A 14,477-nucleotide genomic window follows, 5' to 3' on the forward strand; every position below is an offset into this window, starting at 1 on the left:
TTTGCTCTTTAAAAATCTGGATCAAGCTGAAAATTGAAACACTGAACAACGAAAGTTGTTCGTGAGTCTCTCAAATTTTCGCAACACGATGGTGTTTTACGAAACATCTTCGGGTTGTGAGGTTAAGCGACTAAGCGTACACGGTGGATGCCCTGGCAGTCAGAGGCGATGAAGGACGTGCTAATCTGCGATAAGCGTCGGTAAGGTGATATGAACCGTTATAACCGGCGATTTCCGAATGGGGAAACCCAGTGTGATTCGTCACACTATCATTAACTGAATCCATAGGTTAATGAAGCGAACCGGGGGAACTGAAACATCTAAGTACCCCGAGGAAAAGAAATCAACCGAGATTCCCCCAGTAGCGGCGAGCGAACGGGGAGCAGCCCAGAGCCTGAATCAGTGTGTGTGTTAGTGGAAGCGTCTGGAAAGGCGCGCGATACAGGGTGACAGCCCCGTACACAAAAATGCACATACTGTGAGCTCGATGAGTAGGGCGGGACACGTGGTATCCTGTCTGAATATGGGGGGACCATCCTCCAAGGCTAAATACTCCTGACTGACCGATAGTGAACCAGTACCGTGAGGGAAAGGCGAAAAGAACCCCGGCGAGGGGAGTGAAAAAGAACCTGAAACCGTGTACGTACAAGCAGTGGGAGCCTTGATTTATCAGGGTGACTGCGTACCTTTTGTATAATGGGTCAGCGACTTATATTCTGTAGCAAGGTTAACCGAATAGGGGAGCCGAAGGGAAACCGAGTCTTAACTGGGCGTTAAGTTGCAGGGTATAGACCCGAAACCCGGTGATCTAGCCATGGGCAGGTTGAAGGTTGGGTAACACTAACTGGAGGACCGAACCGACTAATGTTGAAAAATTAGCGGATGACTTGTGGCTGGGGGTGAAAGGCCAATCAAACCGGGAGATAGCTGGTTCTCCCCGAAAGCTATTTAGGTAGCGCCTCGTGAATTCATCTCCGGGGGTAGAGCACTGTTTCGGCAAGGGGGTCATCCCGACTTACCAACCCGATGCAAACTGCGAATACCGGAGAATGTTATCACGGGAGACACACGGCGGGTGCTAACGTCCGTCGTGAAGAGGGAAACAACCCAGACCGCCAGCTAAGGTCCCAAAGTCATGGTTAAGTGGGAAACGATGTGGGAAGGCCCAGACAGCCAGGATGTTGGCTTAGAAGCAGCCATCATTTAAAGAAAGCGTAATAGCTCACTGGTCGAGTCGGCCTGCGCGGAAGATGTAACGGGGCTAAACCATGCACCGAAGCTGCGGCAGCGACACTATGTGTTGTTGGGTAGGGGAGCGTTCTGTAAGCCTGCGAAGGTGGCCTGTGAGGGTTGCTGGAGGTATCAGAAGTGCGAATGCTGACATAAGTAACGATAAAGCGGGTGAAAAGCCCGCTCGCCGGAAGACCAAGGGTTCCTGTCCAACGTTAATCGGGGCAGGGTGAGTCGACCCCTAAGGCGAGGCCGAAAGGCGTAGTCGATGGGAAACAGGTTAATATTCCTGTACTTGGTGTTACTGCGAAGGGGGGACGGAGAAGGCTATGTTGGCCGGGCGACGGTTGTCCCGGTTTAAGCGTGTAGGCTGGTTTTCCAGGCAAATCCGGAAAATCAAGGCTGAGGCGTGATGACGAGGCACTACGGTGCTGAAGCAACAAATGCCCTGCTTCCAGGAAAAGCCTCTAAGCATCAGGTAACATCAAATCGTACCCCAAACCGACACAGGTGGTCAGGTAGAGAATACCAAGGCGCTTGAGAGAACTCGGGTGAAGGAACTAGGCAAAATGGTGCCGTAACTTCGGGAGAAGGCACGCTGATATGTAGGTGAAGCGACTTGCTCGTGGAGCTGAAATCAGTCGAAGATACCAGCTGGCTGCAACTGTTTATTAAAAACACAGCACTGTGCAAACACGAAAGTGGACGTATACGGTGTGACGCCTGCCCGGTGCCGGAAGGTTAATTGATGGGGTCAGCCGCAAGGCGAAGCTCTTGATCGAAGCCCCGGTAAACGGCGGCCGTAACTATAACGGTCCTAAGGTAGCGAAATTCCTTGTCGGGTAAGTTCCGACCTGCACGAATGGCGTAATGATGGCCAGGCTGTCTCCACCCGAGACTCAGTGAAATTGAACTCGCTGTGAAGATGCAGTGTACCCGCGGCAAGACGGAAAGACCCCGTGAACCTTTACTATAGCTTGACACTGAACATTGAGCCTTGATGTGTAGGATAGGTGGGAGGCTTTGAAGCGTGGACGCCAGTCTGCGTGGAGCCGACCTTGAAATACCACCCTTTAATGTTTGATGTTCTAACGTAGACCCGTTATCCGGGTTGCGGACAGTGTCTGGTGGGTAGTTTGACTGGGGCGGTCTCCTCCTAAAGAGTAACGGAGGAGCACGAAGGTTGGCTAATCCTGGTCGGACATCAGGAGGTTAGTGCAATGGCATAAGCCAGCTTGACTGCGAGCGTGACGGCGCGAGCAGGTGCGAAAGCAGGTCATAGTGATCCGGTGGTTCTGAATGGAAGGGCCATCGCTCAACGGATAAAAGGTACTCCGGGGATAACAGGCTGATACCGCCCAAGAGTTCATATCGACGGCGGTGTTTGGCACCTCGATGTCGGCTCATCACATCCTGGGGCTGAAGTAGGTCCCAAGGGTATGGCTGTTCGCCATTTAAAGTGGTACGCGAGCTGGGTTTAGAACGTCGTGAGACAGTTCGGTCCCTATCTGCCGTGGGCGCTGGAGAACTGAGGGGGGCTGCTCCTAGTACGAGAGGACCGGAGTGGACGCATCACTGGTGTTCGGGTTGTCATGCCAATGGCACTGCCCGGTAGCTAAATGCGGAAGAGATAAGTGCTGAAAGCATCTAAGCACGAAACTTGCCCCGAGATGAGTTCTCCCTGACTCCTTGAGAGTCCTGAAGGAACGTTGAAGACGACGACGTTGATAGGCCGGGTGTGTAAGCGCAGCGATGCGTTGAGCTAACCGGTACTAATGAACCGTGAGGCTTAACCTTACAACGCCGAAGCTGTTTTGGCGGATGAGAGAAGATTTTCAGCCTGATACAGATTAAATCGACAGGTCAGAATAAGACGTGTTGATAAACAGAATTTGCCTGGCGGCCGTAGCGCGGTGGTCCCACCTGACCCCATGCCGAACTCAGAAGTGAAACGCCGTAGCGCCGATGGTAGTGTGGGGTCTCCCCATGCGAGAGTAGGGAACTGCCAGGCATCAAATAAAACAAAAGGCTCAGTCGGAAGACTGGGCCTTTTGTTTTATCTGTTGTTTGTCGGTGAACGCTCTCCTGAGCAGGACAAATCCGCCGGGAGCGGATTTGAACGTTGCGAAGCAACGGCCCGGAGGGTGGCGGGCAGGACGCCCGCCATAAACTGCCAGGCATCAGATAAAGCAGAAGGCCATCCGTAAGGATGGCCTTTTTGCGCTGGTGCAGAAAAATGCCGGATGCGACGCTGGCGCGTCTTATCCAGCCTTGTATTATCCCTTCTGCTTTTGCATCCACTTCACCACAAAATCAGCCAGCCCCTCAACATCATTAATATCCAGTAACGCAACATCAACATTAAGCGGTACATCGCTGGCCACAGCAATGACATGCCTGTCTATCACCAACTCTTCCGGTCGATGTCCGGCTCCATCACGAAACAGCACAATCTTCGCGATCTCTTCATGCTTAAACCCTTCGACCAGAATCAAATCTAGCTTTGAGGTATCCATTCGACTTGCGAGGAAATGCAGATCCAGTTCTTCTTCGTCTGGCGTTTCCGTCATCAAAGCCCATCGTTGCTGGCTGGCAACGATGGTTTGCGCCGCGCCAGCCTTGCGCAGCTCATAGCTATCTTTGCCTGGCTTATCAACATCCATATCATGATGTGTATGCTTAATTAACCCCGGGCTGATCCCTCTGGCGCATAATGCCGGGATCAGTTTTTTCAGCAGCGTAGTTTTTCCGGTGCCACTCCACGCGGCAAAGGCGAGTAACGGTATCATTGTCTTTCCTGCCATCGGGCAAGTTCCTCTGGCGTATTCACGTTTATAAATGCCTCTTTGCGATCGCTGAAATCAACCGCATGACCGCCAGCCAGACGCATAAATGCCATTACCCGGCGTTCTCCTGTTTGCAGATATTCTAGTAATAAAGGCTCAATTGCGCGGTTTACCAGAGCAATAGTCGGGTGATCGCGTTCACCGTCGTGGACCCACACGACAGGCGCATCTTTGCGCTGATGATTAAGCCGGGCGGCTAAATCATGGGGAATGTAAGGCGTATCGCACGGGCAAAACAAAAACCACTCACCCGCTTCCTGCTGCATTACTGAAAGCATTCCTGCCAGAGGGCCTGGGTAATCCGCCAGTGAATCTTCAATCACTTTCAGGCCGCTTGCCTGATAAATTTCCTGATGACGATTAGCATTAACCACGACGTGAGAGAGCTGCGTCATAAGCGCGTCAGCGACATGTTGCCACAGCGGTTTGCCGTTTAATTCAAGCAATCCTTTATCTACGCCGCCCATTCGTCTGGCTTTACCGCCCGCCAGCACAACGCCTGTTATCATCGTCATCAGATTCACCGATATCGCCTCTTTTATTGTGGGATTGACCCTGCTAACGTGTCTGTCTCAAGAGTAAGGAGCATCACTATGAAATGTAAACGTCTGAATGAAGTTATTGAACTCCTCCAGCCAGCCTGGCAAAAAGAGCCAGACCTTAACTTGTTGCAATTTTTGCAGAAACTGGCGAAAGAGTCAGGTTTTGACGGCGAACTGGCGGATTTGACGGATGACATTCTGATCTATCACCTGAAAATGCGTGATTCCGCGAAAGATGCGGTGATCCCTGGTTTGCAGAAAGATTATGAAGAAGACTTCAAAACGGCGCTGTTACGCGCACGCGGCGTAATTAAAGAGTAAAAGCTTGTAAGCGGCGCGACCAAAATCATCGTGAAATGATATCCTTCATCATTCGTAATGTTTTCCGGATGATGGGATGAACAACAACGCTTTTACTTTCCAGACACTACACCCGGATACCATCATGGACGCTCTGTTTGAGCAAGGGATCCGGGTGGATTCCGGGCTTACCCCGCTTAACAGCTATGAAAACCGTGTCTATCAATTTCAGGACGAAGATCGCCGACGCTTTGTCGTTAAATTTTATCGTCCTGAACGCTGGACAGCCTATCAAATCCTCGAAGAACATCAATTTGCGTTGCAGCTGGTAAACGATGAAGTGCCGGTCGCAGCGCCAGTGGTCTTTAATGGTCAGACTTTATTGAATCATCAGGGATTTTATTTCGCCGTTTTCTCAAGCGTCGGTGGTCGCCAGTTCGAAGCTGATAATATCGATCAGATGGAAGCGGTTGGCCGTTATCTGGGGCGTATGCACCAGACGGGGCGCAAACAGCTTTTTATCCATCGCCCGACTATCGGCCTGAATGAGTATCTTATTGAGCCACGCAAGCTGTTTGAGGACGCTACACTGATCCCTTCCGGGTTGAAAGCGGCATTTCTGAAAGCGACGGACGAGCTGATCGCCGCTGTTACAGCACACTGGCGGGAAGATTTCACCGTTCTGCGGCTACATGGTGACTGCCATGCCGGGAACATTCTCTGGCGCGATGGTCCGATGTTTGTCGATCTGGATGATGCACGTAATGGTCCGGCTATTCAGGATTTGTGGATGTTGCTGAATGGTGATAAAGCCGAGCAGCGGATGCAACTGGAAACTATTATTGAAGCTTATGAAGAGTTTAGCGAGTTCGATACCGCTGAAATCGGACTGATTGAACCTTTACGCGCCATGCGTTTGGTTTATTATCTTGCCTGGCTAATGCGGCGTTGGGCTGATCCCGCGTTCCCGAAAAATTTCCCGTGGTTAACCGGGGAAGATTACTGGCTGCGACAGACGGCGACTTTTATAGAACAGGCAAAAGTTCTACAAGAACCCCCTTTGCAATTAACACCTATGTATTAATCGGAGAGAGTAGATCATGAAAAAGATTTGGCTGGCGCTGGCTGGTTTAGTTTTAGCGTTTAGCGCATCGGCGGCGCAGTATGAAGATGGTAAGCAGTACACCACCCTGGAAAAACCGGTTGCTGGCGCGCCGCAAGTGCTGGAGTTTTTCTCTTTCTTCTGTCCGCACTGCTATCAGTTTGAAGAAGTTCTGCATATTTCTGATAACGTGAAGAAAAAACTGCCGGAAGGCGTGAAGATGACTAAATACCACGTTAACTTCATGGGCGGGGATCTGGGCAAAGAACTGACTCAGGCATGGGCAGTGGCAATGGCGCTGGGCGTGGAAGACAAAGTCACTGTTCCGCTGTTTGAAGGCGTACAGAAAACCCAGACCATTCGTTCTGCATCTGATATCCGCGATGTGTTTATCAACGCAGGTATTAAAAGTGAAGAGTACGACGCAGCGTGGAACAGCTTCGTGGTGAAATCTCTGGTCGCTCAGCAGGAAAAAGCCGCAGCCGACATGCAATTGCGTGGCGTTCCGGCGATGTTTGTTAACGGTAAATATCAGCTGAATCCGCAGGGTATGGATACCAGCAATATGGATGTTTTTGTTCAGCAGTATGCTGATACTGTGAAATATCTGTCTGAGAAAAAATAATTCATTGTAAATTACATAAGGCTCGTGAATATTCACGGGCTTTTTTTATTATTTAATAAATATAAATACATTCTGATAATGCGTCCTGTTACTGGACATTATTTCAGCATAAGTGGATATTCAAAGTTTTGCTATTTTATCAGGGAATATTTATATGATACGTAAGTCAGCTACAGGTGTCATTGTTGCGTTAGCCGTTATCTGGGGGGGTGGCACATGGTACACAGGTACGCAAATTCAGCCAGGTGTCGAAAAGTTTATTAAAGATTTTAACGATGCTAAAAAGAAAGGTGAACATGCCTACGCGATGACATTAAGTTATAAAAATTTTGAAAAAGGTTTTTTTAATTCTCATTTTCAGATGCAAATTATATTTGATAACGGTGCACCCGATCTCAATATCAAACCAGGCCAGAAAGTTGCATTTGATGTAGATATTGAGCACGGTCCGTTACCCATCACAATGTTAATGCGTGGTAATGTCATCCCCGCACTGGCAGCGGCAAAAGTGAACTTAGTGAATAATGAACTGACACAACCGCTATTTATCGCCTCGAAAAATAAATCGCCCGTTGAAGCGAAATTGCGATTCGCGTTTGGTGGCTCATTTTCCACGACATTAGATGTTGCCCCTGCAGAGTATGGAGAGTTTTCCTTTGGTGAAGGCCAGTTTACTTTTAATGGTGATGATAGTTCATTGTCTAACCTGGATATTGAAGGCAAGGTCGAAGATATTGTCCTGAAATTATCGCCAATAAGCAAAGTAACGGCGAAGAGTTTTACCATTAATTCTCTGACGCGATTAGAAGAAAAGAAATTTCCGGTGGGTGAAAGCGAGTCGAAATTTAATCAGATTAACATTATCAATCGCGGAGAAGACGTTGCCCAAATCGATGCTTTCGTTGCAAAAACCAGGCTGGATCGCGTAAAAGACAAAGATTATATCAATGTCAATCTGACCTACGAACTTGATAAGTTAACAAAAGGGAATCAGCAACTCGGTAGTGGTGAGTGGTCATTGATTGCTGAATCTATTGATCCCTCAGCGGTGCGCCAATTTATCATCCTGTATAACATTGCGATGCAAAAGCAGCTTACTGCACACCCTGAGCTAGCAAACGATAAAGCAGCTCTGCAAGAAGTGAATGCTGCATTGTTCAAAGAGTATTTGCCGTTATTACAAAAAAGTGAGCCAGTTATTAAATTGCCGGTTAGCTGGAGAAATACTCTCGGAGAACTAAACGCCAATCTGGATCTGAGTATTGATGATCCAGCTAAATCTTCATCATCCACAAACAAAAATATTAAATCGTTCAATTTAAACGTGGCTTTACCGATTAATGTTGTTACAGAAACCGCAAAACAGCTTAATTTATCTGAAGGATTGGATGCTGAAAAAGCTCAGAAGCGGGCAGATAAACAAATCAGCGGGATGATGACATTAGGTCAGATGTTTCAGTTAATCACGATTGACAACAATACCGCCTCGCTGCAGTTGCGTTATACACCGGGTAAAGTTGTTTTTAACGGACAGGAGATGAGCGAAGAAGAATTTATGTCTCGTGCCGGACGTTTTGCACATTAATATAATATCTCGCCTCTGCTAATTCAGAGGCGAGAAAAACTACTTATCCTGGCGCTGCGATGACATCAATGACGTCAGAAGCCTGTCTTTTTCATGCCACAGTGAGTTCAGCCATTGCTGAAAATGGCGTTTAAAGCTTTTGTCACTGATATAGTCGCCATGCAATTCTTCAGCAATAGGCTGTAAATCCACATGCACGACAATCCTGGTCAGTTTACCACTTAACATATCGAAGAATGGTTGACGGTGATTATCCGGATAACACAGCGTAACGTTGAGCAATTTATCGAATTGTTTACCTAATACATTCAGCGCCATCGCAATACCGGCAGCTTTTGGTGGCAGAAGATTTTGAAATTTTGAGTGGGTTTGCTGGTGTTTCTCTTCAGTGAAGCGGGAACCCTCAACAAAATTTACAATAGTGGTAGGATGCAGGCGAAATTTTTCGCAGGAACGACGAGTAGTTTCTACATCTTTACCGCGTCGCTCCGGATGACGTAACAAATAAGCGCGGGAATAACGCTTCATAAACGGCATATCCAGCGCCCAACATGCCAGGCCAAGAAAAGGCACCCAGGCCAGTTGCTGTTTGAGGAAATATTTATTCATCGGAATGTGCTTACGAAACAGCACGCACAGTACGACAATATCTGCCCAGCTACGGTGATTACAAATAAGCAGATACCAGTTCTTTTTACTTAACCCTTCCAGCCCGTGAACTTCCCATCGCAAATGTGGATTAAGGTGCAGTAATAGCGCCAGCCCTTCGCACCAGCAATACATCATAAAATCACAAAAACGTGAAACTTTTCGCCATATCATTGGCACAGGTAACAATAGTTTTACGATCCCGGCAATGATGATCGGGACGGAACAAAAAATGGTAACCAAAATGGTCAATACGATACTCAGCAAAAGGGTTATCGTAGCGAGTATTCTCGTCATAATTAATTTATTCAAAAAGTTAGCCATAGACAGTGCGCCAAAGACGCGCAAGGCGCAGATTTTAGCAGAAACCCCCCCAAATAACGGATGATCCTAAAGTAGAAAAATAATTTATATCTATCCACATTAGAAGAAATCCTATTATTTCAATTGTTAGGGCTGGATTTATTTTTAAGCTCATGAAAAACAAAGATAAACATCATGCTGTAAAAAGCATGATAATAAATTAAAAGCGATGTAAATAATTTATGCACAAAGTTATCCACATGACGATTTGCGAGCGATCCAGAAGATCTACAAAAGATTTTCACGAAAAGCGGTGAAAAACTCATGTTTTCATCCTGTCTGTGGCATCCTTTACCCATAATCTGATAAACAGGCACGGACATTATGGTTCAGATCCCCCAAAATCCACTTATCCTTGTAGATGGTTCATCTTATCTTTATCGCGCATATCACGCGTTTCCGCCGCTGACCAACAGCGCAGGCGAGCCGACCGGTGCGATGTACGGTGTCCTCAACATGCTGCGTAGTCTAATCATGCAATATAAACCGACACATGCAGCGGTGGTCTTTGACGCCAAGGGAAAAACCTTTCGTGATGAACTGTTTGAACATTACAAATCACATCGCCCGCCAATGCCGGACGATTTGCGAGCACAAATAGAACCTCTGCACGCGATGGTTAAAGCGATGGGACTGCCGCTGTTGGCGGTTTCTGGCGTAGAAGCGGACGACGTTATCGGCACTCTGGCGCGCGAAGCCGAAAAAGCCGGGCGTCCGGTGCTGATCAGCACTGGCGACAAAGATATGGCGCAGTTGGTGACGCCAAATATTACGCTTATCAATACCATGACAAACACCATCCTCGGCCCGGAAGAGGTGGTGAATAAGTACGGCGTACCGCCAGAACTGATCATTGACTTCCTGGCTCTGATGGGCGACTCCTCCGATAACATCCCAGGCGTACCGGGCGTGGGTGAAAAAACTGCGCAGGCACTGCTGCAGGGGCTTGGCGGGCTGGATACGCTGTATGCCGAGCCGGAAAAAATTGCTGGCCTAAGCTTCCGTGGCGCGAAAACAATGGCGGCGAAGCTAGAGCAAAACAAAGAAGTGGCTTATCTCTCTTACCAGCTGGCGACGATTAAAACCGATGTTGAGCTGGAACTGACCTGTGAACAACTGGAAGTGCAGCAACCGGCGGCTGAAGAGTTGTTGGGGCTGTTCAAAAAGTATGAGTTCAAACGCTGGACTGCTGATGTAGAGGCGGGCAAATGGTTACAGGCCAAAGGGTCTAAACCTGCCGCGAAGCCGCAGGAAACGCTTGTTGTCGACGAAACGCCAGAAGTGGTGGCAACGGTGATTTCTTACGATAACTACGTCACTATCCTTGATGAAGATACGCTGAAAGAATGGATTACGAAGCTGGAAAAAGCGCCGGTATTTGCATTTGATACCGAAACTGACAGCCTCGATAACATCTCTGCCAACCTGGTGGGGCTTTCCTTTGCTATCGAGCCAGGCATAGCGGCCTATATTCCGGTTGCTCATGATTATCTCGATGCGCCCGATCAAATCTCTCGCGAGCGTGCACTCGAGTTGCTAAAACCGCTGCTGGAAGATGAAAAGGCGCTGAAGGTCGGGCAAAACCTGAAATACGATCGCGGTATTCTGGCGAACTACGGCATTGAACTGCGTGGGATTGCGTTTGATACCATGCTGGAGTCCTACATTCTCAATAGCGTTGCCGGGCGTCACGATATGGACAGCCTCGCGGAACGTTGGTTGAAGCACAAAACTATCACTTTTGAAGAGATTGCCGGTAAAGGCAAAAATCAACTGACCTTTAACCAGATTGCCCTGGAAGAGGCCGGTCGCTACGCCGCCGAAGATGCAGACGTCACCTTACAATTGCATCTGAAAATGTGGCCGGATCTGCAGAAACACAAAGGGCCGTTGAACGTCTTCGAAAACATCGAAATGCCGCTGGTGCCGGTGCTTTCACGCATCGAACGCAACGGTGTGAAGATCGACCCGAAAGTGCTGCACAATCATTCTGAAGAGCTCACTCTGCGTCTGGCGGAGCTGGAAAAGAAAGCGCATGAAATTGCAGGTGAGGAATTTAACCTTTCGTCCACCAAGCAATTGCAAACTATTCTTTTTGAAAAACAAGGTATTAAGCCGCTGAAAAAAACGCCGGGTGGTGCGCCGTCAACGTCGGAAGAGGTACTGGAAGAACTGGCGCTGGACTATCCGTTGCCAAAAGTGATTCTGGAGTATCGTGGTCTGGCGAAGCTGAAATCGACTTACACCGACAAGCTGCCGCTGATGATCAACCCGAAAACCGGGCGTGTGCATACCTCTTATCACCAGGCAGTAACTGCAACGGGACGTTTATCGTCAACCGATCCTAACCTGCAAAACATTCCGGTGCGTAACGAAGAAGGTCGTCGTATCCGCCAGGCGTTTATTGCGCCAGAGGATTATGTGATTGTCTCAGCGGACTACTCGCAGATTGAATTGCGCATTATGGCGCATCTCTCGCGAGACAAAGGCTTGCTGACTGCATTTGCAGAAGGAAAAGATATCCACCGGGCAACGGCGGCAGAAGTGTTTGGTTTGCCACTGGAAACCGTCACCAGCGAGCAACGCCGTAGCGCGAAAGCAATCAACTTTGGTCTGATTTATGGCATGAGTGCTTTCGGTCTGGCGCGGCAATTGAACATTCCACGTAAAGAAGCGCAGAAGTACATGGATCTTTACTTCGAACGCTACCCTGGCGTGCTGGAGTATATGGAACGCACCCGTGCTCAGGCGAAAGAGCAGGGCTACGTTGAAACGCTGGACGGACGCCGTCTCTATTTGCCGGATATCAAGTCCAGCAACGGTGCGCGTCGTGCTGCGGCTGAACGTGCAGCAATTAACGCGCCGATGCAGGGAACTGCAGCCGACATCATCAAACGGGCGATGATTGCCGTCGATGCATGGTTACAGGCCGAGCAACCGCGCGTTCGTATGATCATGCAGGTACACGATGAACTGGTATTTGAAGTTCATAAAGATGATCTCGATGTGGTATCAAAGAAAATCCATCAATTGATGGAAAACTGTACCCGTCTGGATGTGCCGTTGCTGGTGGAAGTCGGAAGCGGTGAAAACTGGGATCAGGCGCACTAAGATTCGCCTGAATAAGCCCTTTTTTCGTAAGTAAGCAACATAAGCTGTCACGTTTTGTGATGGCTATTAGAAATTCCTATGCAACAACTGAAAAAAAATTACAAAAAATGCTTTCTGAACTGAACAAAAAAGAGTAAAGTTATTCGCGTAGGGTACAGAGGTAAGATGTTCTATCTTTCAGACCTTTTACTTCACGTAATCGGATTTGGCTGAATTTTTTAGCCGCCCCAGTCAGTAATGACTGGGGCGTTTTTTATTGGGCGAGAGAAAAGATCTGAATTGCCTGATGCATAACGCTTATCAGATTTACGGCGTGAGTCGCAATATTTTGAAGTCCCTGGCCAGACAAAGCATTTAAGCTACATCCGGCACCGGGGAAAGAAAAATTATTCGCCGTCCTGATTCTCTTCGATGGGCTGCATTTCGCTAAACCAGGTATCCAGCTTCTGACGCAGCTTATCCACACCTTGTTTCTTCAGCGAAGAGAAGGTCTCTACCTGCACATCACCATTAAATGCCAGCACCGCTTCACGCACCATATTCAATTGCGCTTTACGTGCACCGCTCGCCAGTTTGTCCGCTTTGGTCAGTAGCACCAACACGGCGATATTACTGTCCACCGCCCACTCAATCATCTGCTGATCGAGATCTTTCAGCGGATGGCGAATATCCATCAGCACCACCAGACCTTGCAGGCTCTGACGTTTTTCGAGGTATTCGCCGAGCGCGCGCTGCCATTTGCGCTTCATCTCTTCCGGGACTTCCGCATAACCGTAGCCAGGCAAGTCAACCAGACGCTTGCCATCAGCCACTTCAAACAGGTTGATAAGCTGGGTGCGCCCTGGTGTTTTCGAGGTACGAGCCAGGCTTTTCTGGTTAGTCAGCGTGTTCAGCGCGCTGGATTTACCTGCGTTGGAACGGCCTGCAAAAGCCACTTCGATTCCGGTATCGGAAGGTAAGTGGCGAATATCAGGCGCACTCATCACAAAATGCGTCTGTTGATAATTCAAATTAGTCAAAGCGGTCGTCTCCGTCAGTCAAAGCTTTTCAGCGATTATACCTGAACCACAATAAAAGACGGATTTTTCGGGGGGCATGGTGTAAGTAAAAGCCACATACTTTGTGAGACATTGCCGATCATCTTTATGCGAAATCGAAGAGAAAATTCTGCGATGCATGTCAAATAGGTCAAATAAATCATGTGATTAGTTTTATACAATAATCTGAAAATGAGAAAATACTGATGATAGTTTATTGTTTGTTTAGCGCAGAAGCGTAAAGTAGCACCCATAGAGCGAGGACGCTAACAGGAAGATGACTCAGGATGAGGGTCAGGAGCGCCAGGAGGCGAAGACAGAGGATTGTCAGGAAGACAAACGTCCGGAGACGTAATTAAACGGAAATGGAATCAACACGGAATGTTCTGGCTAATGGAAAAACAGGGTGTGTTGGCGGCCTGCAAGGATTGTAAGACCCGTTAAGGGTTATGAGTCAGGAAAAAAGGCGACAGAGTAATCTGTCGCCTTTTTTCTTTGCTTGCTTTCTGTTAGATTCCGCCGCAAATCTATACTGAATAAAACGGCAAAAAGACGAATCATTATGAAACCATCATCTTCAAACTCACGCAGCAAAGGTCACGCAAAAGCGCGTAGAAAAACACGCGAGGAGCTGGATCAGGAAGCTCGTGACCGCAAGCGCCAGAAAAAACGTCGTGGTCATGCGCCGGGCAGCCGCGCAGCGGGCGGTAAAACGACATCAGGCAACAAAGGCCAGAACGCACCGAAAGATCCACGCATTGGTAGTAAAACCCCTATTCCATTGGGCGTGACTGAAAAAGTCACCAAACAGCACAAACCGAAGAGTGAGAAACCTATGCTTTCACCGCAGGCGGAGTTGGAGTTACTGGAAACGGATGAGCGTCTGGATGCGCTGCTGGAACGTCTGGAAGCAGGCGAAACCCTGAGCGCCGAAGAGCAATCCTGGGTTGATGCCAAACTGGATCGTATTGATGAGTTGATGCAGAAACTCGGCCTCTCTTATGACGACGATGAAGAAGAGGAAGAAGACGAGAAGCAAGAAGACATGATGCGTCTGCTGCGGGGCAACTAACGGATTGCCACCGTGG

General features: G+C 48.5%; 11 protein-coding genes, 2 rRNA genes and 1 pseudogene. 10 read left to right on the forward strand and 4 right to left on the reverse strand.

The window, feature by feature from the left end:
* Positions 1-120: 120 nt before the first annotated feature.
* Both RGV86_RS13235 and rrf read left to right on the forward strand, forming a co-directional pair.
* Positions 121-3,027: ribosomal RNA gene (locus RGV86_RS13235) — 23S ribosomal RNA — on the forward strand.
* 98 nt (positions 3,028-3,125) lie between these two features.
* Positions 3,126-3,241: ribosomal RNA gene (rrf, locus tag RGV86_RS13240) — 5S ribosomal RNA — on the forward strand.
* 265 nt (positions 3,242-3,506) lie between these two features.
* Here the strand turns inward: rrf and mobB are convergent.
* Together mobB and mobA are read right to left on the reverse strand one after the other, a co-directional pair.
* The gene (gene mobB / locus RGV86_RS13245) at positions 3,507-4,034 is read right to left on the reverse strand and encodes a molybdopterin-guanine dinucleotide biosynthesis protein MobB (protein ID WP_000907635.1); all 528 of its coding nucleotides are present in this window, start codon (positions 4,032-4,034) and stop codon (positions 3,507-3,509) included.
* On the reverse strand, positions 4,016-4,600 hold the full coding sequence (gene mobA / locus RGV86_RS13250; protein WP_085461424.1) for a molybdenum cofactor guanylyltransferase MobA: 585 nt from the start codon (positions 4,598-4,600) through the stop codon (positions 4,016-4,018). Before mobA ends, mobB begins: the two co-directional genes overlap by 19 nt.
* Positions 4,601-4,669: 69 nt before the next feature.
* On the opposite strand from mobA, the gene RGV86_RS13255 reads away from it, so the two are divergent.
* The 4 genes from RGV86_RS13255 (at position 4,670) to RGV86_RS13270 (ending at position 8,230) form a co-directional block, all read left to right on the forward strand.
* Positions 4,670-4,939 (forward strand): YihD family protein, encoded by a 270-nt coding sequence (locus tag RGV86_RS13255; protein WP_001295263.1) that lies wholly within the window; start codon positions 4,670-4,672, stop codon positions 4,937-4,939.
* A gap of 76 nt (positions 4,940-5,015) precedes the next feature.
* Positions 5,016-6,002 (forward strand): stress response kinase SrkA, encoded by a 987-nt coding sequence (gene srkA / locus RGV86_RS13260; RefSeq protein WP_001062021.1) that lies wholly within the window; start codon positions 5,016-5,018, stop codon positions 6,000-6,002.
* A 16-nt stretch (positions 6,003-6,018) separates the two neighbouring features.
* Positions 6,019-6,645, forward strand: coding sequence for a thiol:disulfide interchange protein DsbA (gene dsbA, locus RGV86_RS13265; protein ID WP_000725346.1), 627 nt, complete (start codon positions 6,019-6,021; stop codon positions 6,643-6,645).
* Positions 6,646-6,799: 154 nt separating this feature from the next.
* Positions 6,800-8,230 (forward strand): DUF945 family protein, encoded by a 1,431-nt coding sequence (locus RGV86_RS13270; protein WP_137598397.1) that lies wholly within the window; start codon positions 6,800-6,802, stop codon positions 8,228-8,230.
* 39 nt (positions 8,231-8,269) lie between these two features.
* Here RGV86_RS13270 and yihG read toward each other — a convergent pair whose 3' ends face one another.
* Positions 8,270-9,202 (reverse strand): 1-acylglycerol-3-phosphate O-acyltransferase YihG, encoded by a 933-nt coding sequence (yihG, locus tag RGV86_RS13275; protein ID WP_085461422.1) that lies wholly within the window; start codon positions 9,200-9,202, stop codon positions 8,270-8,272.
* A gap of 363 nt (positions 9,203-9,565) precedes the next feature.
* Here yihG and polA point away from each other — a divergent pair, with 363 nt between their 5' ends.
* Positions 9,566-12,352, forward strand: a complete 2,787-nt coding sequence (polA, locus tag RGV86_RS13280; protein WP_085461421.1) for a DNA polymerase I — start codon at positions 9,566-9,568, stop codon at positions 12,350-12,352.
* Positions 12,353-12,517: 165 nt separating this feature from the next.
* Entirely contained in the window at positions 12,518-12,565 is a 48-nt protein-coding gene (spfP, locus tag RGV86_RS22505; RefSeq protein ID WP_071892919.1) for a small protein SpfP, read from the forward strand.
* Between the two features lie 173 nt (positions 12,566-12,738).
* Here the strand turns inward: spfP and yihA are convergent, their stop codons facing one another.
* Positions 12,739-13,371 carry a ribosome biogenesis GTP-binding protein YihA/YsxC gene (gene yihA / locus RGV86_RS13285; protein WP_000183347.1) on the reverse strand — a complete coding sequence of 211 codons (633 nt, stop codon included), beginning with the start codon at positions 13,369-13,371 and terminating at the stop codon, positions 12,739-12,741.
* 234 nt (positions 13,372-13,605) lie between these two features.
* On the opposite strand from yihA, the pseudogene RGV86_RS13290 reads away from it, so the two are divergent.
* Together RGV86_RS13290 and yihI are read left to right on the forward strand one after the other, a co-directional pair.
* Positions 13,606-13,833, forward strand: a pseudogene (locus RGV86_RS13290) (hypothetical protein).
* A 118-nt stretch (positions 13,834-13,951) separates the two neighbouring features.
* Positions 13,952-14,461 carry a Der GTPase-activating protein YihI gene (gene yihI, locus RGV86_RS13295; protein ID WP_032227017.1) on the forward strand — a complete coding sequence of 170 codons (510 nt, stop codon included), beginning with the start codon at positions 13,952-13,954 and terminating at the stop codon, positions 14,459-14,461.
* Positions 14,462-14,477 lie beyond the last annotated feature (16 nt).

This window comes from Escherichia ruysiae (genome assembly GCF_031323975.1).
Taxonomy (GTDB): Bacteria; Pseudomonadota; Gammaproteobacteria; order Enterobacterales; family Enterobacteriaceae; genus Escherichia; species Escherichia ruysiae.